Origin of the sequence: Maribacter polysiphoniae, from assembly GCF_003148665.1 — a bacterium.
Classification (GTDB): Bacteria; Bacteroidota; Bacteroidia; order Flavobacteriales; family Flavobacteriaceae; genus Maribacter_A; species Maribacter_A polysiphoniae.
Genome location: NZ_QGGQ01000002.1, coordinates 177942 through 203965, shown reverse-complemented (window position 1 = coordinate 203965; position 26024 = coordinate 177942). Strand labels below are relative to the sequence as shown.

General features: G+C 40.6%; 21 protein-coding genes. 5 read left to right on the top strand and 16 right to left on the bottom strand.

Annotated elements, in window-relative coordinates; genetic code table 11:
* Nucleotides 1–64: 64 nt before the first annotated feature.
* The 3 genes from LX92_RS05215 to LX92_RS05205 form a co-directional block, all read right to left on the bottom strand.
* Nucleotides 65–1255, bottom strand: coding sequence for a Gfo/Idh/MocA family protein (locus LX92_RS05215; protein WP_109649238.1), 1191 nt, complete (start codon nucleotides 1253–1255; stop codon nucleotides 65–67).
* A gap of 317 nt (nucleotides 1256–1572) precedes the next feature.
* A complete protein-coding gene (msrA, locus tag LX92_RS05210; RefSeq protein WP_109649237.1) occupies nucleotides 1573–2250 on the bottom strand; it encodes a peptide-methionine (S)-S-oxide reductase MsrA in 678 nt (225 codons plus the stop codon).
* A gap of 84 nt (nucleotides 2251–2334) precedes the next feature.
* On the bottom strand, nucleotides 2335–3054 hold the full coding sequence (locus tag LX92_RS05205; protein WP_109649236.1) for a dienelactone hydrolase family protein: 720 nt from the start codon (nucleotides 3052–3054) through the stop codon (nucleotides 2335–2337).
* A 276-nt stretch (nucleotides 3055–3330) separates the two neighbouring features.
* Between LX92_RS05205 and LX92_RS05200 the strand changes: the two genes are divergently transcribed.
* From LX92_RS05200 to LX92_RS05190, 3 genes are all read left to right on the top strand, one after another.
* Nucleotides 3331–3534: a hypothetical protein gene (locus tag LX92_RS05200; RefSeq protein WP_109649235.1), complete on the top strand. Its 204-nt coding sequence runs from the start codon at nucleotides 3331–3333 to the stop codon at nucleotides 3532–3534.
* Between the two features lie 711 nt (nucleotides 3535–4245).
* Nucleotides 4246–4440 carry a hypothetical protein gene (locus LX92_RS05195; protein WP_146197801.1) on the top strand — a complete coding sequence of 65 codons (195 nt, stop codon included), beginning with the start codon at nucleotides 4246–4248 and terminating at the stop codon, nucleotides 4438–4440.
* Nucleotides 4441–4994: 554 nt separating this feature from the next.
* The gene (locus LX92_RS05190) at nucleotides 4995–5252 is read left to right on the top strand and encodes a hypothetical protein (protein ID WP_109649233.1); all 258 of its coding nucleotides are present in this window, start codon (nucleotides 4995–4997) and stop codon (nucleotides 5250–5252) included.
* A gap of 231 nt (nucleotides 5253–5483) precedes the next feature.
* On the opposite strand, the gene LX92_RS05185 is transcribed toward LX92_RS05190, so the two are convergent.
* From LX92_RS05185 to LX92_RS05150, 8 genes are all read right to left on the bottom strand, one after another.
* Nucleotides 5484–7049 (bottom strand): amidohydrolase family protein, encoded by a 1566-nt coding sequence (locus LX92_RS05185; protein WP_109649232.1) that lies wholly within the window; start codon nucleotides 7047–7049, stop codon nucleotides 5484–5486.
* A 100-nt stretch (nucleotides 7050–7149) separates the two neighbouring features.
* Nucleotides 7150–8364, bottom strand: coding sequence for a sensor histidine kinase (locus LX92_RS05180; protein WP_109649644.1), 1215 nt, complete (start codon nucleotides 8362–8364; stop codon nucleotides 7150–7152).
* Between the two features lie 424 nt (nucleotides 8365–8788).
* The gene (secA, locus tag LX92_RS05175) at nucleotides 8789–12151 is read right to left on the bottom strand and encodes a preprotein translocase subunit SecA (protein WP_109649231.1); all 3363 of its coding nucleotides are present in this window, start codon (nucleotides 12149–12151) and stop codon (nucleotides 8789–8791) included.
* A gap of 311 nt (nucleotides 12152–12462) precedes the next feature.
* Nucleotides 12463–12687 (bottom strand): DUF2795 domain-containing protein, encoded by a 225-nt coding sequence (locus LX92_RS05170; protein ID WP_013994285.1) that lies wholly within the window; start codon nucleotides 12685–12687, stop codon nucleotides 12463–12465.
* Between the two features lie 112 nt (nucleotides 12688–12799).
* Complete coding sequence (locus LX92_RS05165) at nucleotides 12800–13375, bottom strand: cob(I)yrinic acid a,c-diamide adenosyltransferase (protein WP_109649230.1); 576 nt, start codon at nucleotides 13373–13375, stop codon at nucleotides 12800–12802.
* Between the two features lie 269 nt (nucleotides 13376–13644).
* Entirely contained in the window at nucleotides 13645–14004 is a 360-nt protein-coding gene (locus tag LX92_RS05160) for a hypothetical protein (RefSeq protein WP_146197800.1), read from the bottom strand.
* Nucleotides 14005–14166: 162 nt separating this feature from the next.
* Nucleotides 14167–16050, bottom strand: a complete 1884-nt coding sequence (abc-f, locus tag LX92_RS05155; RefSeq protein WP_109649228.1) for a ribosomal protection-like ABC-F family protein — start codon at nucleotides 16048–16050, stop codon at nucleotides 14167–14169.
* 2 nt (nucleotides 16051–16052) lie between these two features.
* Nucleotides 16053–17237 carry an Lnb N-terminal periplasmic domain-containing protein gene (locus tag LX92_RS05150; protein ID WP_109649227.1) on the bottom strand — a complete coding sequence of 395 codons (1185 nt, stop codon included), beginning with the start codon at nucleotides 17235–17237 and terminating at the stop codon, nucleotides 16053–16055.
* A 300-nt stretch (nucleotides 17238–17537) separates the two neighbouring features.
* Here LX92_RS05150 and LX92_RS05145 point away from each other — a divergent pair, with 300 nt between their 5' ends.
* Nucleotides 17538–18293, top strand: coding sequence for a CDP-alcohol phosphatidyltransferase family protein (locus LX92_RS05145; RefSeq protein ID WP_109649226.1), 756 nt, complete (start codon nucleotides 17538–17540; stop codon nucleotides 18291–18293).
* Between the two features lie 5 nt (nucleotides 18294–18298).
* Here LX92_RS05145 and lptB read toward each other — a convergent pair whose 3' ends face one another.
* The 3 genes from lptB to LX92_RS05130 form a co-directional block, all read right to left on the bottom strand.
* Nucleotides 18299–19039 carry an LPS export ABC transporter ATP-binding protein gene (gene lptB / locus LX92_RS05140; RefSeq protein ID WP_109649225.1) on the bottom strand — a complete coding sequence of 247 codons (741 nt, stop codon included), beginning with the start codon at nucleotides 19037–19039 and terminating at the stop codon, nucleotides 18299–18301.
* A gap of 81 nt (nucleotides 19040–19120) precedes the next feature.
* A complete protein-coding gene (gene tatC, locus LX92_RS05135) occupies nucleotides 19121–19975 on the bottom strand; it encodes a twin-arginine translocase subunit TatC (protein WP_109649224.1) in 855 nt (284 codons plus the stop codon).
* Nucleotides 19975–20940, bottom strand: a complete 966-nt coding sequence (locus LX92_RS05130) for a KpsF/GutQ family sugar-phosphate isomerase (RefSeq protein WP_109649223.1) — start codon at nucleotides 20938–20940, stop codon at nucleotides 19975–19977. Before LX92_RS05130 ends, tatC begins: the two co-directional genes overlap by 1 nt.
* A gap of 195 nt (nucleotides 20941–21135) precedes the next feature.
* Between LX92_RS05130 and recQ the strand changes: the two genes are divergently transcribed.
* Entirely contained in the window at nucleotides 21136–23346 is a 2211-nt protein-coding gene (gene recQ, locus LX92_RS05125) for a DNA helicase RecQ (protein ID WP_394340341.1), read from the top strand.
* Between the two features lie 80 nt (nucleotides 23347–23426).
* Here recQ and LX92_RS05120 read toward each other — a convergent pair whose 3' ends face one another.
* Both LX92_RS05120 and rluF read right to left on the bottom strand, forming a co-directional pair.
* Entirely contained in the window at nucleotides 23427–24758 is a 1332-nt protein-coding gene (locus tag LX92_RS05120) for a carboxypeptidase-like regulatory domain-containing protein (RefSeq protein WP_109649222.1), read from the bottom strand.
* Nucleotides 24759–25246: 488 nt separating this feature from the next.
* Entirely contained in the window at nucleotides 25247–25987 is a 741-nt protein-coding gene (rluF, locus tag LX92_RS05115) for a 23S rRNA pseudouridine(2604) synthase RluF (RefSeq protein WP_109649221.1), read from the bottom strand.
* Nucleotides 25988–26024 lie beyond the last annotated feature (37 nt).

Sequence of the window (26024 nt, the reverse complement as noted above, 5' to 3'; positions counted from 1 at the left end):
CCACCTCGGATCTTATCCAAAGGTCCTCTTTCCCTCTAACTCCATTACCGTTTTTTTTTAAGCCTTATACGTTCGGAAGGTTTTTCCAATGTACGATTTCCTCATTGTACATGGCATCGAGTCCCATCTGTACGCAAATGGCGGCATTTGCCCCTGTAGTGATGTTCGAAATTGGTTTGGTGTTGTTCTGGATACTATCCCTAAAGTCATGCAAGGCCTGTTTGCTCGCATCCTCATGTTCAATGTTCAGGGCATAGCCTTTTCCTTCGTCCCATTTTACCGTTGCACCAGAAACTCCATCAACCTCACCCAATTCCTTGTTTTTCATTCCTTCCGGATAGAACCAGGCTTTTGCATAATCTAGGACAATCGTACCTTTATCACCTATGGCCTTGATCTGGTAGCCGTCCATGGCATTGCTTGTTAAGCAAGTAAACGTGGCTTTTACGCCATTGGGATAGGAGTAGAGGAGATGAATGTTGTCATAGGTTTCACGACCATCTTTCCAATAATCAACACCACCTATTCCCATGACTTTATCCGGGGTTGTTTCGGTCACCCAGTTTACAAAATCAATCTGGTGGGAGCAGAGTTCAGCCGTTAAACCACCGGAAAATTCACGATACATTCGCCAATTTATGGCGCGTTCCAATTCTGGACTTGGAACTTCCCTTCTCCAATTACCATTTCTGTTCCATTGACATTCGAAAGCGGTCAACTTTCCTATCGTTCCTTTTTTGATCATGTCCACTACATGGGTGTACAGGCGGGAACTGTGGTATTGGTGTCCTGTTTGAAATAGGGTTTTCGATGATTTGACCTTTTCGGCCAAATGTTCAATGCCAGTATACCCTTTGGCCATTGTTTTTTCGCAATAGACGTGTTTGCCCGCATCCAAGGCATCCATGGCTATTTTTGAATGTGTGCTAAAAGGGGTCGATACCAATATGGCATCAACATCAGGGTTGTCCAAAAGTTTGCGATAATCTTTATATCCTTGGGCTTTTCCCTCAACTTTACCAAGCCCGTTTTCCAAACGAAAGGGTAGGGTGTCAGAACAAGCGATGACATTGAATTTATCCAATTGATTGATTAGGGGAATAAGGCCTGACCCTCTGTCCCCAGTTCCAATTACCCCAATATTCACGGTATCATTGGCACCTTTAAAGTTGTTGATGTTTCCAAAAATCGATGTTGATGTGGCAACTGCTGCAGTAGCCAAACTTCCTTTTACTACAAATTCCCTGCGTTTCATTTTTACAATTTTGCGTTCTAGCTTTTTTGAAATTCCTTTTTCCTGTTTGTTAATGCTTATTCATTGTTGAAAACCTTAGCTGCTGTTTGTGTTGGGGTTGAGTTCCGTAGTGCCTTTGTTTAGGTCTGTTGCCAATGGGGAGCCACTAAAAAATAGCGGGTTGTTCGCTGAAAGTTGAAGATTCAGAGGATTGCATTTTTGACGTCCCATTGGTGTATCAATGATTAATGGTCTTAAAGATAATCGGATATTTTCGTAAATAAAAAAAAGCGACCCGTAAAAATCGCTTTTATATTTTTTGATGATGGCAGTGGTTGTCAGTGCGCCCCTTTTTTCAATAATTCGGGATATTTGGCTTTAAACCTATTATACCTTGGGATTGAGATGTTTATGATATAGGGGTTGTTCGGATTCAGCTTTTCATAATCCTGATGATATTCCTCGGCATCATAGAATTTGTCGAATGGCTTGACTTGGGTAACTATGGGTGCACTATAGACCTTGTCTTTTGTCAATTGGGAAATATAATCCTCAATGATTTTTTTCTCTTCGTCATTCGAATAAAATGCAATGGAACGATATTGGGCACCATGATCTGGCCCTTGTCTATTCAATGTTGTGGGGTCGTGAGAACCAAAGAACACCTTGACCAAGGTTTTGAAGTCGACCACCTTCGGGTCGTAATATACCTTTACGGCCTCGGCATGGCTTGTTAAGCCTCTTCCTACCTGCTCATAAGTGGGGTTTTTCTCAGTACCTCCTGAATATCCCGAAACAACTTCCTTTACGCCGATGACATCTTCGTAAATGGCCTCGACACACCAAAAACAACCACTTGCAAAATAGGCAACCTTATATTTTTTCAATTCACTGGGAGATAATTTAATCGCGGTTTCAGTATCGATATTGCCCGAATCCTGCTTCTTGTCCTTTACTTTGGATTCACAACTTAAAGAGAACAAGAGTGTAAATGCCAATAGGGTTAATTTATTCATGGTATGTCTTTTTTATTTTAGTTGTAGCCTTTTTACTTTACTTACATGGCTATGGATTAAAATGTGTTGTAAACAGGAATAGCTTCAATCAAAGAGCTCATTAAAGAAATAGATCATTGCATCCCATGAACGTCTATTGGACGTAGGTTCGAAGAACAATCCTTTTTCAGGGAATTGAGCTTTGGGATTGGTGAATGCATGTCCGGTATGCCCGTATATATGGATATTCCAGTCGGCCTTGTGGGTATTCATTTCTTCGGAAAGCTTAACCATGTCATGGGGCAATGCCATAGGGTCTTCCCAGCCATGCAGGACCAGTACCGCACTTTGGATTTCCTTATTGGGATGGGGAACGGGCGGATCCAATAATCCATGAAAACTTACCACGCCCCTAATTTGGATTCCAGAACGTGCCAGGTCTAAAACACATTTTCCCCCAAAGCAAAAACCAATTGCCCCAATTTGGGTGTCATCGACCGCCTTATGTTTCTTTAAGGTGTCAACCGCCAGGAACATACGCGATTGTAATAAGGGTCGGTTGTGGTCGAGCTCATCCATAAGTTTTTGTGCCTCTTCGGGTCCATTGGCCCGGCGTCCTTTTCCATAGTTGTCGATGGCAAACCCCACGTAGCCTAATTGGGCTAATTCCGTTGCTTTTTCCACTTCAAATCCAGACTGTCCACTCCACATATGGGAGACCAGTATTCCAGGTTTGGGCTGAGGGTGGGAGTCATCCCATACGACGACACCCTCAAACTCATTCTTTGAGGCATCCCGGTAGGTTATGTTTTCTTTGATTATCATTTATGGATTTTTTTAAATTTATCAATTGTGAAAATGATGTCTTTTTGACCAATTAAGGGTCTTGAATTATGATTTTCATAGTCGATTATGTTAAACTTTCTTAAAATTAAGATAAATGGGTCTTTTGTTCATGAATACTTAATAACTATTTTGGTAAATGCTATGTTTTACTTACTTTTTGCTGTAGGTTAGGCCTTTAATTAACGACTATTGAGTACAGTGGTGGGGATTAATGATAAAGGACGCACTACATTAACTAAGTTTATAAGCAATATTATGGGTAGACCGGCAACTAAACCAACGGAATTAAGGGATGGTTTTTATATAGAAATACGAAATAGAGGTTCCAAAGCTGGAGTGAAGATCAGAAGGGATACAAAGGAACAAATGCAAATGGCAATTAAAGAATATGAAGCATCCAAGGATGTAGTTGTTATTGGCGAGGTAAGTAAAGGAAAGATATTGGATAGTGTGAAATAGATCACATCTGTAACATCCAAATTGGATCGAAGTATTCATATTCATCATATTTCACCTTTTTTAAAACGATTTTCCTAATAATTTCCGTCGCAATCCCAAAGTGACGGAAGGGGAAGTTATTGTGCTTTTAGGTTCCTTGAACATTTACAGCACCAGGTTCTTAGTACCAAAAATTGACGAAAATCAAAGGATTCTTTTAGCGATTGGGTCTTAGAATCTTTATGGTATACCGTGTTTAGGGGTAGAGGAACACGTGGTGTCAAAAAGCTATCTGCACCATTTTTTGATATTTCCTATCGGAATACGGGGTAAAGCCATACGCCTGCAATAGTCATGTAGGTGGGATTGGACTTTCGATAGGGAATCCGTTACATAAGTGATTTATGAAAGGGCCATTGGTCGTAGGTAATCATGGCTTTGAGGAAGAAAGGTTGTTTCTAAACACAGAAAATATCGATGAAATACATAAAACAACGATAAAGTGTATTATTGTGCATGGGATTTATCCGGTAGAACAGTGTATTTCATCGAAGTATTGACTTTTTATCTATAAAACAATACACTTCATCGAATATTCGGAAGGGAAACAAGGGTCGTCAGGTTCTATTATAACCAAACTTACTAACAACTATGCGAACCCTTTTTTTAGTAACCATCTTTTTATTTACTGGCTTTATATCCTTTGCCCATTGTATAGGTCCGAATAAACAAATGAATTCAATAAAAAAGGGTTCTGCACTAACGTTTTTGGCACTTCCAGCCCAGTCCGTTCAAGAACAGGTAGGTATCTACAATCTAAGACGTCCTAAAGAGTCCAATGCGGTTGGTATTTATAAGTTTAAAAATACGAAGGTGAAAAGGGCTCTTGCTTTTAAGACAAAGTGGAATAAACCCGTACTTGCCTAACTTTAGGTGTTATTGATACAACGTAGTCCAATCGGTCCGTAAAGATCGTTTCCTTCCGGTCTACCTTTGGTTCTTTCTATCCCTTTGATTTTTTAGGTATTTTGTTTTCAAAAGGTGGACAAACAGGTTTATTTTAAAACCATTTTGCTTTCATCGATCTTCAAGGTTGTCCAATAATCCATACAGCAGATAATAAACTTTCAGGTTTATTGCGGATTGCAGGATTTTTCCTATTCCCGCATTTCAATCGTTAAACTATTTTATAGCCACCATTTGGCTTGTTCATTCCGAATTGTAAACCCTTCTAAAATTTCAGGTCAGTCCGTACTTTTCGTATGGAATTTCAAGTATCGGTTGCAGTTGGGTGCACCCATAAACCGATTAAATTATCCTTTGGTCCGGCAAACTGTTTTTTGTATTGAAAACGGTTGTCGGAGATTTTGGGCACTTTATCCAAACTATTTCCGATAACCGAAAAACAAGGGCTTTTCAACGTTTTGTGAACCTATTAAGCCTTCGATTGGAGTTAAATTTATGTAACCCAAATCGTTATTATGAAAGCTTTTTTAACCTTGACTTTTGTTCTTTTTATCACTTTAACCGCGCAAGCCCAAAACTCAAATACCAATGATACAGTGGAGCCTATTCAAATGGATATTGTTCTGGATAGTGGGGTTGACGATTCTGCTAGTGTTAAGGAAATTAAAATCACTACGGAGAAAAGTGTTGCGCGCTTATACAAGTTCAAAAATTCAAGAGTAAAGAAAGCTTTGACTTTTACTACTAAAAAGGACAAACCTAAACTATCCTAAAAAAAAGGGGTTGGTTGTTTTTTTTAATCCTGTTTAATCTTAAACCTTTAACCTATGCTACTATTTATTTTATTGCTTCCGGTTGCTTTATTGATTTTGAATATGATAGTGTTCCCTAAAACGAAGGGCTTTTTACAGCCTTTGAAAGTAAGGGTCAAGGAATAGTCCCAATCCAATTATAATTATCATCCAGAGGGACTATCATGGGACCGTTATAACCCGTTACGGCAATTAATGCTTTATACCAGGTTGTGTAATTTGGTAGTCCATTCTTTTCTTTTCGGCATCGACCATATCCTTTACTTCCTTTAAAAGGGCTTTGGCGTCATAGACAATGCCATCCTTAATGGTGTATTTTACACCCCCAACACGTACTACTTCGTTATTCTCGGTCAATTTTATGGACCCAATGCCATAGAGTACCTTGAGGTTTCGCAATGGGTTTTCATCGACCACCACAAAATCGGCCAATTTACCGACGGTAACACTTCCAATGGCTTTGTCCATTCCCAGTGCTTCAGCCCCATTTAGGGTTGCCGATCTAATGATTTCCAAAGGATGGAAACCTGCTTCCCGTAACAACTCCAGCTCACGTATAAACGCAAATCCGTAAAGTTGGAAAATATAGCCAGAATCGGAACCGGCAGTTACCCGGCCACCGCGGTTTTTATATTCGTTGACAAAGGTCATCCAGAGTTTGTAGTTTTCTTTCCAAACCACTTCCTGTTCTGTTCCCCAATCATGCCAGTATGAACCGTGTGAGATCTTACTGGGCTGGTAAAATTCCCATAACGAGGGTAAGGTATAATCCTCGTGCCATTCGGCACGTCTGGCTCTCTGAAGATCACGACTGGCCTCATAGATGTTGAAGGTAGGGTCAAGGGTGAAATCCAAGGCCAATAGTTCATCCATCACGGCGTTCCAATGTTCGGAATAGGGTTCAGCAGCTTGTTTCCATAATCGACCGGCTTCCTCAAAACGGTGTTGTTCATTGTTATAGTTATAATCCAAAGGGTAATCCTGAACGGTTCTGTCTTTAAATAGCGCTTCGGGCAACCCATACCAATGTTCCATGGTTGTAAGTCCGGCCCTTGCCGAATGAAGCACATTCCAGCGGGCAACATTCAATTGTGCATGATGACAGGCTGATCGCAGTCCCACTATTTTATTCTCACGTAGTGCAGCATCCATAATTTCAGGTTCAGCCCCAAAAAATTTAACGCCATCAGCTCCTTTCTTGGCATTGTTCCTTACCCATTCCTTCGCCATTTCGGGGGTGGATATGGGTTCATCGCTGCCTTGACCAAATGCCGTATAAGCCAAAATGCGGGGAGCCACGATTTCATTTTTGGCACTTTTTCGTTTTAAATCGAGTGTAAAATCAATGCCACGGCCACTAGGTTCACGAACCGTAGTGATCCCATGGGCCATCCACAATCTAAAAACATAGTCCGGGTCGGCGCCTTGTGCCTTACCACCAATATGTCCATGCATATCAATAAAACCTGGCATAAGATACATACCATTGCAATCCAGTTCCTTGCCTCCTGCCTTTAATTTAGGTCGGCTATCCTCGTTTATGGTCACTCCAGGGTAGCCAACAACCTGTATTTTTTTAATAATGTTATCTTCTACCACAATATCGATTGGGCCCTGTGGAGGGGCTCCATTGCCGTTAATAAGCATTACCCCACGAATGATCAATTGGGAATACGGTCCGTCTCCAGAAGCGCTTTGGGCCGTACTGTTTAAGGTCCATAAGAGGACAAAGGACAAAAGGAGTACTCTTTTCAACATGTGAGGTTTGTTAATTCGTCTTTTAAATATAGGGATTAAAAAGAAAAAATAACCTTAGAGCCTTTAAAATCAGTGTATTCCCGATTGTTTTTGTTGATAATCAAGCAACGGCATTAAATTGCTTCCCTACTTCGTAGAATTCTATAATGTAGTTCGTGCCTTTTTTGGAAAGATCCTTACTAATGCTTCCTTTCAATTGACGTGCCAGATTATGGATTAATTTGAGTCCTAATGATTTGGTTGTTTTGTGGTCAATAGTATCGGGGAAACCGATGCCATTATCACCTATCCGTAATTCATAACCATTGGTTTCATTCTGTCGTATGGAAATATTTATTTCCCCATCCTTTTGATCGGTTATGCCATATTTGAGGGCATTGGTAATCGCTTCGTTGATCAAAAGGCCTAACGGTATGGCCGTATCGATACCCAACTTGATATCGGGTATGTCAATATTGAGTTTTATCTTGCTATCGGCACCTTTCAATGAGCGAATTAAGAATTCACTTAATTCCTGAACATAGGATTTGTACTCTATTTTGGAAAGGTCATCGCGCATATACAACATTTCGTGGACCATAGCCATTGAGATAACCCTGTTTTGGCTGCTTTTCATGATGTTTTTCATTTTTTCATCCTGAATATTCCTCGATTGTAGGCTTAAAAGACTTGAAACGGTTTGTAGGTTGTTCTTTACCCGGTGATGTACTTCACGAAGCAAAGTTTCTTTTTCCTTGATCCGTTTTTCGATCTCATTGCGTGATTTGTAGAGGTTGTGGTGCGCCTTCAAGAGGTTTTTCCCCAATACACCCCCTAGTAGATAGACCGAAAAAAGAACACTGAACAAACTGAAAAGATCTCGTGATGCCTCAGGTACCGCATTGTAGGCTAGGCTATATTGTGGAAGACTCTCCAAATACAACAGACAGACAATAGACATGTTGATATACAGATAAACCTTGCCGTATAGCTTGGTAGTGACATATCCCGTGAATACAATAAGAGCCAGTACAAAAATAAACGGACTGTTTATTCCCCCACTAAAGAGGGTAATGAAGGTTCCGCAGATTAGGCCGGTAATCGAGGTGATATTGTATGTGGCTGTTAGATTGTTGTGCCATTTAAAGGCTATGGTATTTATAAGGTTTACAACACCAAAGCCCAAAAAGGCATAGGGTAGTATCTCTGTGATATTAAGAACAAAAAGGCAAAGGAATCCAAGGATGATGGCGAATATTGAGGAAAAATAATTCACCCTCAATGTTAATTTGATCTTATCCTTTAAGCGATATTCATCTTGAACGGATATTTTCATGACTTGAATTTTTGGCTCATTAATAGAGAATTGCATGTTCGAATTGAAAGGTAATTCCTTATAATCTAATGTTATTTATGGTAAATCTAAATATGTTTTACAATTAAATCAACATCATTTCATGAAATATAAATGTTTTGTTCAACTTTTTAGCAAAAAAATTAAATAACGATGCCCGCATTTAGTGGGAAACCTGTGGATAGATTCTTTATTCTTATAGGTTGAATTTTCATTCTGGTCTTTTAATGTAACTGATATAGAGTCTTATAACAAGAAGGCACTATTGAATTGGCTAGTCCATGGAGTATCGCAATACAATTCCATTCATAAATGGGGTTATGTAAATGGGCTTTTATTATGTTTTTGGTTTTTTGCAAAAAAAAAGCGACCGTTAGGTCGCTTTTTATAATTATTTGAATGGAAATCAATCTTCAGTCAAAACCCAATCACCATTATGGATCAGCGGTTCCGCCTGTTTGTATTTCACGGTTTTACTTTCACCCGACATCACATTTTTAATGGTGACCCGGTCATTTCGTCCAATTTTAGGATGGTCACGGATAATGGTTTCCGTTATTTGTGGTCTTTGCCCTTGGGTTTGGCCAGCAGCCCTGTTTTGGGAGGCGAGTTCATCACTATTGGGGATTTCCTCCTTACTGGTCTGTAAATTTTCCTTAGGTCTTCTTACGTTTCCTGCATTTTGGATTTCATTGGGGTTTTCAGTTGGTAATTCCCCTTTGAATAGGAATGAAACCACTTCCTTGTTGACCTTGTCGATCATACTTTTGAAAAGTTCAAAGGCCTCGAACTTGTAGATCAACAAAGGATCTTTTTGTTCATGGACAGCCAATTGTACTGATTGCTTCAGTTCATCCATTTTGCGTAAATGGGTTTTCCAAGCGTCATCTATTATGGCAAGTGTAATGTTCTTTTCAAAATCAGTTACCAATTGTTTACCATCACTTTCGTACGCTTCCTTCAGGTTGGTAACCACATTCAAACTCTTGATCCCATCAGTAAATGGCACCACAATACGTTCGAACTTGTTTGAATTGTCCTCGTAAACCTTCTTAATGACAGGGAATGCGGTTGCTGCATTGCGTTCCATCTTACCTTGATAAAACTCGTAGGCGGATTTATAAATGGAATTTGCCAGTTCGGGCACGGTCATTTTTCCGAAATCGGCCTCACTTATGGGTGAGGTTATCGAGAAGAATTTAATCAATTCGAATTCGAAATGTTTGTAATCCATGGCCACCTTATTGGTCTCGGCAATGACCTCACAGGTATCATAGATCATATTGGCAATATCGACCTTAAGTCGCTCACCCTGTAGGGCATGTCGTCTTCTTTTGTATACAACCTCACGCTGTGCGTTCATGACATCATCATACTCCAACAATCGTTTACGAACCCCAAAGTTGTTTTCCTCTACTTTTTTCTGGGCCCGTTCAATTGATTTTGTCATCATGGAATGTTGTATGACCTCTCCGTCTTCCAAGCCCATCTTGTCCATCATCTTCGCTACCCGGTCAGAACCGAACAAACGCATTAGGTTATCCTCCAAAGAGACATAGAATTGGGAGCTTCCTGGATCACCTTGTCGTCCTGCCCGACCTCTTAACTGTCTGTCTACACGTCTCGAATCGTGGCGTTCTGTACCAATAATGGCCAAACCACCCGCTTTTTTCACTTCTTCGGTCAGCTTAATGTCCGTACCACGACCTGCCATGTTGGTTGCTATGGTAACCACCCCTGGATTACCGGCCTCTGCAACCACATCGGCTTCTTTTTTGTGCAGTTTCGCATTCAAAACATTATGGGGTACTTTTCGAATGTTCAACATTCGGGACAGTAATTCTGAAATTTCAACCGAGGTCGTACCGATCAATACAGGCCTTCCTGATTGTGATAACTTAGTCACCTCTTCAATAATGGCATTGTACTTTTCGCGTTTGGTCTTATAGATCAAGTCGTTTCGGTCATCCCTGGCAATTGGACGGTTTGTTGGGATCTCCATCACATCCAACTTGTAAATTTCCCAAAATTCCCCAGCTTCCGTAACGGCAGTACCTGTCATCCCTGACAGCTTTTTGTACATCCTGAAATAATTCTGGAGGGTAACTGTAGCGAAGGTCTGCGTCAGTGCTTCGATCTTCACATTTTCCTTCGCCTCAATGGCTTGGTGTAAACCATCAGAATAACGACGCCCATCCATAATACGACCGGTTTGCTCATCAACGATCAAAACCTTATTGTCCATGACCACATATTCCACATCTTTTTCAAAAAGGGTATATGCCTTTAACAATTGGCTCATGGTATGTATTCGTTCACTCTTTATCGTAAAGTCCTTAAAGAGCTCTTCTTTTAGCTCGGCTTCTTTTTCAATATCGAGGTTCTGACTTTCGATTTTCGCTATTTCACCACCAATATCAGGCATAACGAAGAAATCCCTATTCTGTTCCCCAGAGATATAATCGACACCCTTATCGGTCAATTCAATTTGATTGTTCTTCTCATCGATAACAAATAGGAGGTCTTCGTCAACCTTTGGCATTTCCCTATTGTTATCCTGCATGTAGTAGTTCTCGGTTTTCTGCAACAATTGCTTGATACCTTCTTCACTCAAGTATTTGATCAAGGCCTTATTTTTAGGTAATCCCCTAAAGACCCTTAGTAAGAGGAACCCACCTTCCTTGGTGTCACCGGCAGCAATTGCTTTTTTTGCCTCAGCCAATACGCCGGTCAAATGTTGCCTTTGCTTTTGGACAATATCATTGACCTTTGGTTTGAGCTCGTTGAATTCATGGCGATCCCCTTCAGGAACAGGTCCTGAGATGATCAGCGGGGTACGTGCATCATCGACCAAGACAGAATCGACCTCATCGACAATCGCATAATTGTGTGGTCTTTGCACCAAGTCTGCAGGTGTATGCGCCATATTGTCCCTTAGGTAATCAAAACCAAATTCGTTATTGGTACCATAGGTAATGTCAGCGTTATAAGCCGCCCTACGTCCTTCGGAGTTGGGTTTGTGATGATCTATACAATCAACGGAAAGTCCGTGGAATTCAAATATAGGGGCCATCCAGGCACTATCCCTTTTTGCCAAGTAATCGTTTACGGTTACCAAATGCGCGCCATGTCCAGAAAGTGCATTTAAATACATAGGTAGGGTAGCGACCAAGGTCTTACCTTCACCTGTTTGCATTTCCGCAATCTTACCTTGGTGAAGGGCGATACCACCAATAAGCTGTACATCGTAATGTACCATATCCCATGTAACTGCTTTTCCAGCAGCATCCCATGAGTTTTTCCAGATAGCCTTGTCACCATCCAAGGATACATAATCCTTACTTCCCGATAATTTTCTATCAAACTCCGTTGCGGTAACCTCAAGGGTTTCATTGGCCACAAATCTCTTGGCTGTTTCCTTGACTACGGCAAATGCCTCTGGCAGAATATCGTTCAAGGTTTTTTCGGAAATTTTATAAGCCTCTTCCTGGAGCTTGTCAATTTCTCCGTAAATATCCTCGTTCTTGTCAATATCGGTAGAGCTGTGAACCTGCTCGGTCAACTCGGCGATCTTATCGTCCAATTCTTTGCGATCGGCCTTGATTCTTGCTTTGAACTCAGCAGTTTTGGCCCTGAGTTCATCAATACTCAAACCTTCCAAGATTGATTCAAATGATTTTATCTGCTTAAGTATGGGTTGTAGTTCTTTAACATCTTTCTTTGATTTGTCCCCTACAAATGCCTTCAGCACTGAATTTATAAAACTCATAATTTCTTACTATTATATTATTGAAAGTTGCGGAAATCGATTTCTTTCAATTTTTTAAACGCTCTATTATATTAAAAACCTTTCTAAAAGAATATTTCAAGGATAAAGCAAAAGGTGTTCCAGTTTTTGATAGATCAAAAGGAATACCTGAGATACTGCCAAATTTACCGAGAAAAAGCCCAAGGTGTTTTATTTAATTGCGAAGGTAACATTTTGAATGCTAATTTCTTTCTTTTTATCTGGACAGTAATTATAATAAAATCATAAAAAAAAAGCCTCCGAAGAGACTTTTTTTACGTGTTTGATTTTATTTAATATTCATCCTCGTTCCAGAGGTAATCTTCCTCTGTGGGATAGTCTGGCCAAATTTCTTCGATGGACTCGTATATTTCACCACCTTCTTCTTCCATAGACTGTAAATTTTCTACAACCTCCAAAGGTGCTCCAGTCCGAATCGAATAATCGATAAGCTCATCTTTGGTCGCCGGCCAAGGTGCATCACTTAAATAGGATGCTAGTTCTAAAGTCCAATACATTTTAGTAGTTTAATTTTAAATTTTTGCAAAAGTAATTTTTATCCTGAAATAGCCAAGTTATTTTGCAATTATTTAGCTATAATAGTTTGATAACGAAGAAAATCGGGATTTATTAGCCTTTTTTTTCGGGAATCCATTTGATTTCATCCGCCTTTAGGTCATTGGACAATTTCCGTGCCAAGACAAAAAGGAAGTCCGAAAGTCGATTTATGTATGACATGACATTTTCATCAAACGGCTCTTTTTCGAACAGTTCCGTGGCCATACGCTCGGCCCTACGACAAACTGTACGGGCAATATGACAGTATGACACGGTTGTGTGTCCCCCAGGGAGTATGAAATGCGTCATTGGCGGTAAGGATTCATTCATGATATCCATCTCGTTTTCCAGCAATTCAATGTCAGAAGCATCTATTTTGGGGATGTTCAATCGTTCTTTGCCGTTTTTAAGGATGGCTTTTTCAGGGTCTGTGGCTAAAATGGCACCGACGGTGAAAAGTTTCTGTTGGATCAGGGTGAGTAAACTCTTGGTGTAGGTGTCCATTTCCTGGTCGCGGATAAGGCCTACCCACGCATTCAATTCATCAATGGTACCATAACTGTCGATTCTGATATGCTTTTTTGAAACTCGGGTGCCGCCAAAAAGGGCAGTCGTGCCTTTGTCTCCGGTTTTAGTATAAATCTTCATGTATTGTTGTTGTTCCTAGGTTCGATTTTCTTTCTCTTTTTTGTCCTCATGGTGATACCCATCCATGAATTTTTTCGATTTTCTTTCTTTGGATTTATTCCTGTTGACAATCAAAAAAAACAGATATATGACGACAAGTACACCTAGAACCGAATAAATGGGATATTCCATAATTTTATACTTTGATTTTCCCTTTTGTGGGAATGCTTATTTTAAAGGAAATAGCGAAGCTTGGTATCGCAGAATTCCTTCTGTATAAAGTTACGGGTTTATATTCTAATTTTAAAATGTTCTTTCGCCTGTTCCCTCCTAAAAAATAAGGCCCCGCAATAAAATAGATCAACCGAAACGGTCACCTTGGCATGGTTCTTCAATGCCTCCCAAAGGCATGTGTTTTCTTTGTTGTAATGTATCTTGTCGATCCAAACCATACTGTCATTATGATAGGTGCCTTCTTTTAGGATATTGGCAAACAATACCTTGTTGGGGGTATGCAAATAAATAATGTCTGCCGGTTGCTGGTTGGTTTCAATATTTGGGAATGCTTCTTTTATCCGATCGATCAAAGCATCCTCGTTAGAGGGGATAAAAATATTCCTAGCCTTAAAATATACGATGCTCTTGAACAAGGATTTTATGTTTTTTCCTCCCTTGAATTTTGATCTTTGGTACAGGCATTTTGTGACATATGCATACATAAAAGGGGAATGTACCCCATGCTGGTTGGTTGAACTTAGGATGAATCTTAGGTAAGCGATAAAGCGGTATAACATGGGACAAAAGGGTGTTTGTTAATTTCCTTCCATCATGGCCGAAAGCTCAAACCATCGCTCGGTTTTTGTTTCAATGGCTTCTGAGATTTCCTTTAATTCTATGGAAAGCGCATCGATCTTCTCGCCGGAAAGATCACTTTCGGTGAATTTGTTTTGTATGTCCTTTTTCTTTTTCTCCAATCGTTGTATGTCCTTTTCCAGTGACTTGTATTCCTTTTGCTCTATATAAGTGAGTTTTGTTACGGTGCTTTCCTCTTTCCAGGAGTTTTTTGTAGAATTGTTTTCATTGGTCTTGTTCTTTTCAGACCGGATTTCTACCAACTGACTGTCCTCATAGGCCCTATAATCGGAATAATTGCCGGGAAAATCCTCAATAACGGCATCTCCCCTAAAAACAAAGAGGTGGTCTACGATCTTGTCCATAAAATAACGGTCATGCGATACGACCATGAGGCATCCCGGGAAATCCAACAGAAAACTCTCCAGAACATTCAAAGTCATGATATCAAGGTCATTGGTAGGTTCATCCAAAATCAGGAAATTCGGATTTTGGATCAGTACGGTACATAGGTATAGACGTTTGCGTTCACCCCCACTTAACTTTTCGACAAAATCGTATTGTTTTTTCCTATCGAATAAAAAGCGCTCAAGCAGCTGTTGTGCGGAAATTTGTTTGCCTTTTTTTAGGGGGATAAAATCCCCGAATTCCCGGATGACGTCGATGACCTTTTGGCCTTGTTTGATCGTAATGCCTTTTTGGGTATAATATCCTATTTTGATGGTCTCACCAATGACTACCTTGCCAGAGTCAGGTTGGTCCAAACCGGATAAAATATTCAGAAAGGTTGATTTTCCCGTGCCGTTTTTTCCAATGATACCAATACGTTCACCTTTGGTAAAGGTATAATCGAATTGGTCGAGGATGGGTTTTCCCGGATAGGCTTTGGATAGTTTATGGAGCTCAAGGATCTTACTCCCTATGCGTTCCATGTTTAATTCGAGTTGCACCTCATGCTCTATACGGCGTTGGTGCGCTTTTTCTTTAATATCCTTAAAGTCATCGATCCTTGATTTTGATTTGGTCGTCCTGGCCTTGGGTTGTCTCCTCATCCATGTCAATTCCTTTTTGAAGAGTAACTTGGATTTATGTTGTTCAACGGCCTCCTGTTCCAAACGCGCTTCCTTTTTTTCCAGATAATAGGAATAATTGCCTTTATAGGGGTATAATTTGCCACCGTCCAATTCAATGATTTCATTACAGACCCGCTCCAGGAAATAACGGTCGTGGGTAACCATGAACAAGGTTATGTTTTCCTTTGAAAAATATTGTTCGAGCCATTCGATCATTTCCAAGTCCAAATGGTTGGTAGGTTCATCCAAGATCAATAAGTCTGGTCTATTGATGAGGGCATTGGCCAAGGCCAATCGCTTTTTCTGTCCACCCGATAGAAGCCCCACTTTGGCGTGGATGTCCTCCAATTTCAGTTTGAAGAGAATCTGCTTGTATTGGGTCTCGAAATCCCAGGCATCATGACGGTCCATCCCTTCAAAGGCTTTTTGGTAAGCTTCTTCGTCTTCAGGGTTTTCCAATGCTTTTTCGTAGGCCAGGATTATCCTGAGTATTTCATTGTCAGAGGCAAAAATAGTCTCCTCAATGGTTAGGTCGGGATTGAGGTCGGGTTCCTGTTCCAGGAATGACACCCGTACACCTTTTCGATAATTGACCAGTCCGGCATCGGGAACGTCCTTTCCTGAAAGAATGTTGAGTATTGAAGTTTTTCCATCGCCATTTTTGGCGATCAAGGCAATCTTCTGATCCTTATTGACCCCAAAGGAAAGATCTTCAAAAAGGACAAGTTCACCATAGGACTTCGCTATGTTTTCAACAGAAAGTAGGTTCATATTTAGGAATGGGTGTTTTGTTTGTGATTATGGGAATATAAAAAGAAATACCGAGAACCCAACGCCAATAAGATGGGGATAAGCACCGGGGAAAATATTTGAACCTTCATTATCCATAGTAGGATAACCACGAATAGCATCAAGATTAAAAATAGCATGTATTTGACGGTCCAGGCCGGAAGTGCTTTTTTACGCCCTACCAAAAAGGCAAGGACCAAATTGAATGGAAACGCCCAAAGGATATTGAAATTATTGGCGGTAGCCGTATGGTCCGTGATAAACCATAGAAAGAAAATAAGTATCCCGGCGAGCCCTGTTGTTAGGAAAAGGGCGAAATCCATTCCCTTGGTCCGTTTGTTGTTCTTGTGGTCCTTATAGGTTATACTAAAAACCAAAACCATCAACATTAAGGACCAAAACAGCGGGGTAAGTAAAAAATTACTTTGGTGTTCCGTGATTTTGGGTTGGTATAGGAAAGCCTCCTTGGGAGCTAAAGGTTGGCTGTCCAATTTAGCGAAGTTCAATTGCTGCATTATATATTCGGGCAGGAACATGTGTTCTTTTGGTGTTGCCAAATCGTCAATGACGGCTCCAAGGGCAAGGTCTATACCGAAGGAAGACCATGAATTAACCGGCATATTTTGCCGTATAAGCTCGCGATGGGTATATTGGTTTTCAAGATAATTTTTATCGAAAACCAATTTATTACCGTAAACCGAATCGAGAACATCCCAAATCTTGGTGGCACAGTTGTTATAAAAGAAATCATAGGGGTAACCTCTGTTTTCGGGAAGGTAATTGTGCTCTAAAAACTGGAACAGCTTGTTTCTCTCGGTTTGGGATAATTGCAAGACCTGTTCCTTTACCCAGCGTCTATCATATTCATATTCGCGGATAAAATTGGGGTATTGCTGTCGGGCCAGCATATAGTCCAGTTTTCCTTGGGCGAATTTCACATAAAAGTTGTCCGAATAAAAATCGAACACTCCATAATTATAGACGACATCTATACCAATGGCAGGGTCTTTTACGCGAAAAGCACTGTGTCCGAAAGTGGAATAGAGTTGGTCGCCAGGCCCACAGGTCAACACACTGATTTTTGACAATGGGGATAATTCCGGAACCTGGGAATATCCCGTAAGTGTAATGAAAAATAAAAGGAATGTGATCAACCTTTTTAATGGCATAATGTTTCGATAGAAATTTTCAATGGCAAATATCTGAATAAATTGTTTAGAAGGTAGTTTTATCTTAAGGCTTCTTGATGATTAGGTTTTGCCAAAGGTAAGGTTTACTTTGATTTTGGCCATCCTCATTTTATGCAATAGGATTTGTATGGGGTTGTTATCGATAATGGATTTAAAGTTTGTTGATGGGGATGGTGGGTAGGGAAGCAAGTTGGTTTTTGGGTAAGGACATACCATTAGGGATGGGAAAATGAAAATAGTATTCCTATAAATGTCTTATTTTTACATAAACAAGTAGTCATGAAACGTCATATTCCCAATCTGATCACCTTAATGAATGTCTTCTGCGGCTCTGTGGCTACAGTATTTGCCGTATTGAACCAGTTGGAGCTTGCTGCATTTTTTGTTTTCCTGGGGATTATTTTTGATTTTTTTGATGGAATGGCAGCCCGGATCTTAAATGTAAAAAGTGAATTGGGACTGCAGTTGGATTCTCTGGCCGATGTGATTACCAGTGGACTTGTACCCGGTATTGTCATGTTCCAGTTATTGGCCATGTCTATGAATGGTGGATGGAATGTGAGCTTGTCTTCCCAGGCGGCACATGATACTTTTTGGGTTGGACTTAAAGTAGCCCCTTTGCCCTTTTTGGGCTTTGTGATCACTTTGGCATCGGCATATCGCTTGGCGAAATTCAATATTGATGAAAACCAAACCAGTTCCTTTATCGGTTTGCCCACACCGGCCAATGCCTTGCTTATCCTGTCCTTGCCCTTGATCCTGTTGTACCAGAACAATGATATATTGAACGGTATTATCCTTAATCAATGGTTTTTGATCGGGATGACGATTTTAAGTGCGTATTTGCTGAATTCGAAAATAGAACTGTTTGCCTTAAAGTTCAAGAATTGGAATTTTAAGGATAATTCGCAACGTTATATTTTCCTTATCGTGAGTTTGGTACTCTTACTGACCATGAAGTATTTGGCCATACCTGCGATTATTGTCTTTTATATTTTGAGCTCTGCTGTCGGGAATGTATCCAAAAAGGCTTAGTTGCCTTAAAAATCGAGCTTCTTTTTACGTAGTTCAAAATTTTGCCCCAAGTATACCTTACGGACCATTTCGTCAGCTGCGAGGTCTTCCGGTACACCGGATTTTAAGATTCCCCCCTCGAACATTAAATAGGAACGTTCGGTAATGGCCAAGGTTTCCTGAACATTATGGTCAGTGATGAGGATACCAATGTTCTTATCCTTTAAATGGGCCACGATACGCTGTATATCCTCCACGGCTACGGGGTCAACCCCCGCAAAGGGTTCATCCAAAAGAATGAATTTTGGGTCGGTGGCCAAGGCCCGAGCGATTTCGGTTCTACGACGTTCTCCCCCTGAAAGTAAATCGCCCCTGTTTTTCCGAATATGGCCAAGGCCGAATTCCTCAATGAGCGATTCCATTTTCATAAGTTGCTCTTTTTTGCTGAGATCGGTCAGCTGTAGCACGCTTAGGATATTCTTTTCAATACTTAATTTTCGAAACACGGAAGCCTCTTGGGCCAAATATCCAATACCATTTTGGGCACGTTTGTACATAGGGAAATTGGTGATTTCCATGTCATCCAGGTAAATCTTGCCCGTATTTGGTTTTATAAGGCCGACAATCATGTAGAAAGACGTGGTTTTTCCCGCGCCATTAGGTCCTAAAAGTCCAACGATTTCCCCTTGGTTGACTTCCAAGGAAATCCCTTTTACCACCTGGCGCCCCCTGTAGGCCTTCATAATATTATCTGCTCTAAGCTTCATAAGCGGATTCGGATAAATTCAAATAAATATCCCCCAAATCTAAATCTAAATACTGGGTGATGGTTTCTTATTCACGGTTTTTTAACCTTTTTTATTTTTCTTGGCAGCCAATTTGGCCTCTTTTTTCGCCTCTGACCTCAATACCATTTTGGAAATATGGATACTGACCTGATACAATATAAGTACGGGTACGGCCACAATAATCTGACTGGTCACATCAGGGGGGGTGATTACCGCAGATATGATTAGAACGATTACCAAGGCAATTTTTCGATACTTTCTCAGGATTTCGGGGGTTACCAAACCTGTTTTGGTCAGAAAGTAAATGATTATGGGTAATTCAAATATAATTCCACATGCGATAACCGATGTCCTCAATGTAGCGATATAGGATCCTATGTCAAATTCGTTCAGTACAATATCACTAACCTGATAGGTTCCTAAAAAGTTAATGGATAAGGGAGCCACAACATAATACCCAAAAAGCACACCCATAAAGAAAAGTAAAGACGCAATGAAAATGAATCCTCTTGAGTTTTTGCGCTCTTTCTCATACAACCCGGGGCTAATGAACTTCCATACTTCATAAAGGACATAAGGGAAGCCTATGATAAAACCGGCCCAAATGGCAGTCCAAATATCGGCGGAGAACTGCCCGCCCATCAGTCTACTCTGTATCGTAAAAGGTAATTTTTCGGCACAAAAGGCAGATTCTATGCCAAAGAATGTCGCTATATCGCAAAAGAAACGATATGTGGGAAAATCCATTCTTGTCGGTGCAAAGATGATGTTGTCAAAAATGAAACGACTCATTACAAATGCCACGACCCCTATAAGGACAATTGCAAGAATACTTCGGATCAAATGCCATCTCAATTCTTCAAGATGGTCAAGAAAAGACATTTCGTCCGGACTTTTTCTCTCGGTTTTCGCCATTATATTATGCCCTCGTTTATTAAGTTATGTAAATGTACTATGCCTTTATAGGCTCCATTCTTTACGGCCAATAATTGCGAGATTTCGTTTTCTTGCATACGTTCAAGCGCTGTAATGGCAAGTTTGTCCGTCTCAATGGTTTTCGGATTGGCACTCATGATATCCTCGGCTTTGAGTCCGTTGATATTTTCATATTTGTTCAACATTCTGCGAATATCCCCATCAGTGACAACACCTACAAGTTTTCCGTCATTTATTACTGCAGTGACCCCCAACATTTTTTCAGATATTTCAACGATGACCTGCCGAACATCGGTAGCCACATCGACCTGGGGCTTCATATTGGTTTGGACAATATCATTGACAGTAAGGTACAATCGTTTGCCCAAGGAGCCCCCTGGATGGTATTTCGCGAAATCCTTGCTACTGAACCCTTTAAGTTCCAACAGGCAAATGGCAAGGGCATCCCCCATGACCAATTGTGCCGTTGTGCTGGTGGTTGGTGCTAGGTTATTGGGGCAGGCTTCTTTTTCAACATAGGTGTTCAGTATGTGATCGGCATGTTGTGCCAAGAAAGATTCTGTATTGCCTGTCATCCCTATCAAAAGATTTTTACCCCGTTTGATCAAGGGTACGAGCATTTTGATTTCTGGGGTGTTACCGCTTTTCGAGATGCAAATGACAATGTCATTATCCTGTACGGTCCCTAAATCACCATGTATGGCATCCGCGGCATGCATAAAAATCGCAGGTGTTCCGGTGGAGTTCAAGGTGGCCACGATTTTGGTGGCAATGATGGCACTTTTGCCTATGCCGGAGATTACCACCCTGCCTTTGGAGTTTAAAATACTGTTGACCGTTAGGGTGAAATCCCCATCTAATAGGTGCGCCAAATTGCCAATGGCCGTGCTTTCGGTTTCAATGGTCTTTTTGGCAATTTTGATTATGGTTTCGGAATTGTTCAAGGTATATTTGAAGTTAAGGATTGTTATCCTAAAAGAATGTCTTATATTTAAGTTTACAAAATTACATAAACTTAATTTTATAAAACAGTTAAGTTTTAAACGATGTTAAGGAAGGATTTGTTTCGTAAAACAAAACGCCTTAACTTCAAATATAAATTTGGTAGATGGCCCTAGGCCATTGAATTAAGAAATTAGATGGTGAAAGAAGCAATGGGGCAGAATGAATATGATATACACGCCTCGTTAAAAAAGTATTTTGGGTTTTCCCAGTTCAAGGGACTGCAGGAACAGGTAATCAATAATATTGTTGAAGGAAATAATACTTTTGTAATTATGCCGACCGGTGGTGGCAAATCTTTATGTTACCAACTGCCGGCCTTAATGCAGGAGGGTACCGCGATTATCGTATCCCCATTGATAGCCTTGATGAAAAATCAGGTAGATGCCATAAGGGGTATTTCCGATGATTATGGTATAGCACATGTGTTGAACTCTTCATTGAACAAGACCGAGGTCAAGCAGGTAAAAAACGATATTTTATCAGGGGTGACGAAGTTGTTGTATGTTGCTCCGGAATCATTGACCAAAGAGGAATACATAGATTTCCTAAGGTCTGTAAAGGTTTCCTTTGTTGCCGTTGACGAGGCACATTGTATTTCGGAATGGGGTCATGATTTTAGACCTGAATACAGGAATTTGAGAACTATCGTAAGTAGGCTTGGTGACAATATTCCAATCATTGGCCTAACGGCTACAGCAACACCCAAAGTCCAGGAAGATATAATAAAGAATTTGGGAATTAACGATGCCAAGGTATTTAAGGCTTCGTTCAATAGACCCAATTTGTTTTATGAGGTACGCCCTAAAACGGCAAATGTCGATGCGGATATAATCCGATATGTAAAACAAAATGCCGGTAAGTCGGGTATTATTTATTGTTTGAGTAGAAAACGGGTTGAGGAATTGGCGCAGGTTTTACAGGTTAATGGTGTTAGTGCCGTTCCCTACCATGCTGGTTTTGATGCCAAGACCCGATCAAAGTACCAGGATATGTTCCTTATGGAGGATGTTGATGTTGTGGTGGCTACCATTGCATTCGGTATGGGTATAGATAAACCGGATGTTCGTTTCGTTATCCACCATGATATTCCGAAAAGTATTGAAAGTTACTATCAGGAAACCGGTCGTGCCGGAAGGGATGGGGGCGAAGGCCATTGTTTGGCGTTCTATTCCTATAAGGATATCGAGAAATTGGAAAAATTCATGTCCGGTAAACCTGTCGCCGAACAGGAGATAGGGAACGCCTTGTTGCAAGAGGTCGTCGCCTATTCGGAAACCTCTATGTCCCGTAGAAAATTCATGCTTCATTATTTCGGGGAAGAATTCGATGAGGTCAATGGGGATGGGGCCGATATGGATGACAATGCCCGTAACCCAAAAGAAAAACAGGAAGCGAAGGATGACGTGCTTAAATTGTTACGCACCGTAGAGGAAACCAGTGAAAAATTCAAGTCAAAGGAAGTTGTAAAAACGATTACAGGGCAAGTAAACGCTTTGGTTTCATCCCATAAGGCCAATGAAAAGTCAGTGTTTGGGATAGGGGCGGATCAAAGTGAGAACCATTGGATGGCATTGATTCGTCAGACGTTGGTGGCCGGACTTCTGAAAAAGGAAATTGAATTATACGGTATCCTCCATTTAACGGATAAAGGAAAGAAATTTTTGGTCAAGCCTACATCGTTTATGATGACCAAAGACCATGAATATAGCAAGGAAAGGGACGAAGCCATCGTAAGTGCCTCAAAAGGAGGGGTGGCCGATGAGAAACTTTTGAAAATCTTAAAATCCCTTAGAAAAAAGCAGGCAGATAAATTGAGTGTGCCTCCATTTGTGGTTTTCCAAGATCCTTCATTACAGGATATGGCACTGAAATACCCGATTTCCATGGAGGAGATGCTGAATATCTATGGAGTAGGGGAAGGTAAGGCCAAAAAATACGGTAAACCTTTTGTCGATGCGATCAAAACGTATGTTGATGAAAATGATATTTTACGACCCGATGATTTGGTCGTGAAAAGTACGGGGGCAAACTCAGGATTGAAACTATACATAATTCAAAATGTGGACCGGAAATTAGGCTTGGAGGATATTGCTTCGGCCAAAGGTCTTGAGATTCCTGAACTGATCAAGGAAATGGAACAGATCGTATATAGCGGTACAAAATTGAATATTGGTTATTATATCGATGATGTCTTGGATGAGGACCAACAGGAAGAGATCCATGATTATTTCTTGGAGGCCGAAACCGATGATCTTGAGGAGGCCATGCAAGAGTTTGATGGTGAGTATGAGGAAGAAGATCTTCGTTTATATCGATTGAAGTTCATCAGTGAAGTGGCCAACTAAGGTTGGTTACACATAATTCTATATAAAAAAACGTCCTGAAAGCCTTCAGGACGTTTTTTCGTTTGCAGTTATATATTTATCTAAGGAGCGGGACTACCATCGCCCGACTTCGATTTTTTAAGTTGTCGTTGTATTTTCTTTATGGCAGACTCGATTGATTTTTCAGGTTCTATTATGTTGTACTCTCCCCAGAAATCGGGATCGGCAAACCCGACAGCCTCATCCCCCAAAATAATCGATGTCTTGATCCTGTCCCTTGCCCTGGGCATTTCGTTGGTTAGGTTCTTTTCCCAATCGGTGACAGCCATTTCACAGGATAGGCTATAGACCGAATTGAAAAGTTTTTTGTCCCAATCGATTTTGAATTCCAAAAGCACATTACTGTAACCGTAATACCATTTGCCATCTTTTTCACGATAGTCTACGCGATAGGCGACCTTGTTGGGCCAGACCTTGGCATTGGCGGGTTTTTTACGGACAAATAATTTAGCGGCCTCATATTTATCGGTAATATTCAAGGAATAAATGGCACTGGTCAAGATTTTGCGTTCCGCATCGATATACAGTTTACCCGAATATAATTGTTCCTCAATATTTGGTTTTTGCTTAAAATCGATCACATAAATCTGCCGATTGTCAACACGGGTTGATTGTTCGAAACTAAAATTATATTTACTCAGGGATTTCTCATGAAAAATATACTCGGGGTACTTCATGATATCCACATAAAGTGCGTTGTACGGTCCGCCCTGTAATTTAAGGGCCACGGTATCAAGTTTACTGTAATCCGTGCTTTTACGGGCTTTATAGAGCTTAACCCCGTCTTTCTTGTTTGAGTTGTATGGGGTTTTATAAATATTTACAACGGCTTCCGAAAGGGAAACGTTTTTCTTTCTTCTTTTTATGGTTTCCCGATAAAAGGCTGTCATTAGGGTGGGGTCATCAAAATAATTCTCCCCTCTTCTTTTTAAGGTTTCCCGTACCAATTCCTCAGCATTCTTGGGGACACTAAGACTGACCTCGCCCAAGGCCTCCACAAAAACATCCATATAAATCTTGTTGTTGTCTTCCTTGAATTGGGAAAGGGGAATCGATTTGTTTTTATAACCTAAAAAAGCAACCGTAACCTTACCTTCTTTCATGGATGTGGGTACTTTTAAGGCAAATTCACCCTCTGTATTTGAAATGGTACTGATATTCGTGCCTTCGACGGTAAGCGTGGCGAATACCAAAGGTTTTTTGGATTCGGCATCCATTATCTTTCCTTTAAATTGCTTGTAGTTCATTTCTTGCTCTGGCACTTCCTGAGCAAATGCCGAAGCTTTGGGCATGCCTAACAAGCCAATAAGAAAGAAACAAAGTAATATGGTGTTGAATGCCTTTCGAGACCTAAATAATCGTTTATTCTTCATGATGGGTTGTTTTAAATTGGACAGCGCTTTTGGGTGTATACAAGTTAGTGATAATTAAGAACATAAGTTGTTAAAAAAATGGTTTAACCCCATAACGTATGGGGGTGTTGATTTTGATGCGTCGTTTGATAGGTTTATAAAGATTGCCATTATTTCGTGTATTGAAAATGATTTCTGTCAGGATGCTTCTATCTATTTGGAATACATCACTGACGATTTTTTTGAATGCCCTGTAAAATGAGCTCCAACAGGTAAAGTAACCATTCCTTTGTATGTTGGGTATATCATGTCAAAGTACCGATTTTGATTAGGGTCCATGGGCAAAGCGTTAAAAATGAATACAGTGCGAAGGCAAAACAAAATTAGGGAGTAATACAGCGAATCCTTTAAACTGAAAGTTCTTGGTCGTATAATTTGATTTATAAAGAGAGGAATGTTTTATTTTGTCCCTTAGTATAGGGAAGTATACCTCCTTGTATTGGGCGGGGTCAGGAAAGATCGTCATGGGTTTTCGAAGAGGATGCGACCAAGCTGTTGATTTCGGATAATTCCTCATTTGTCAGATCCCTCCATGTACCAACAGGGATATCCAACTTTACATTCATGATACGAATGCGTTTTAATTTTTTGACATTGTAGCCCAAATATTCGCACATTCGACGTATTTGTCTATTGAGGCCTTGGGTCAGGATGATCTTAAATTGGTACTTGCCAAGACTTTCCACTTCACATTCCCGTGTAACCGTATCCAAAATGGGAACACCGGTACGCATTTTTTCCAGAAACACAGGGGTTATGGGTTTGTTTACAGTCACCAAATACTCTTTTTCATGATGGTTACGGGCGCGGAGGATCTTATTTACGATATCGCCATCATTGGTCATGAATATGAGTCCCTCACTCGGTTTGTCCAACCGGCCAATCGGAAAGATCCGCGTTGGGTAGTTGATAAAATCCACGATATTGTCTTTTTCAACCCTTGTATCCGTCGTGCAAACAATGCCTATTGGCTTGTTGAATGCAAGGTAGACGGGTTTTTCCTTAGGGTCTGAAATCAGTTTTCCATCAACACGAACTTCATCGCTGGGAATGATTTTTGTGCCCATTTCAGGAACTTTACCGTTGATGGTGACCCTGCCTTGGTCAATGAGTTTGTCTGCGGCTCTTCGCGAGCAATAACCAACTTCACTTAAATATTTATTGATTCGGGTTTGTTTGGGTGCTGACATTTGGCCGTATCTTTTGTGACACGACAAATTTAGGGTT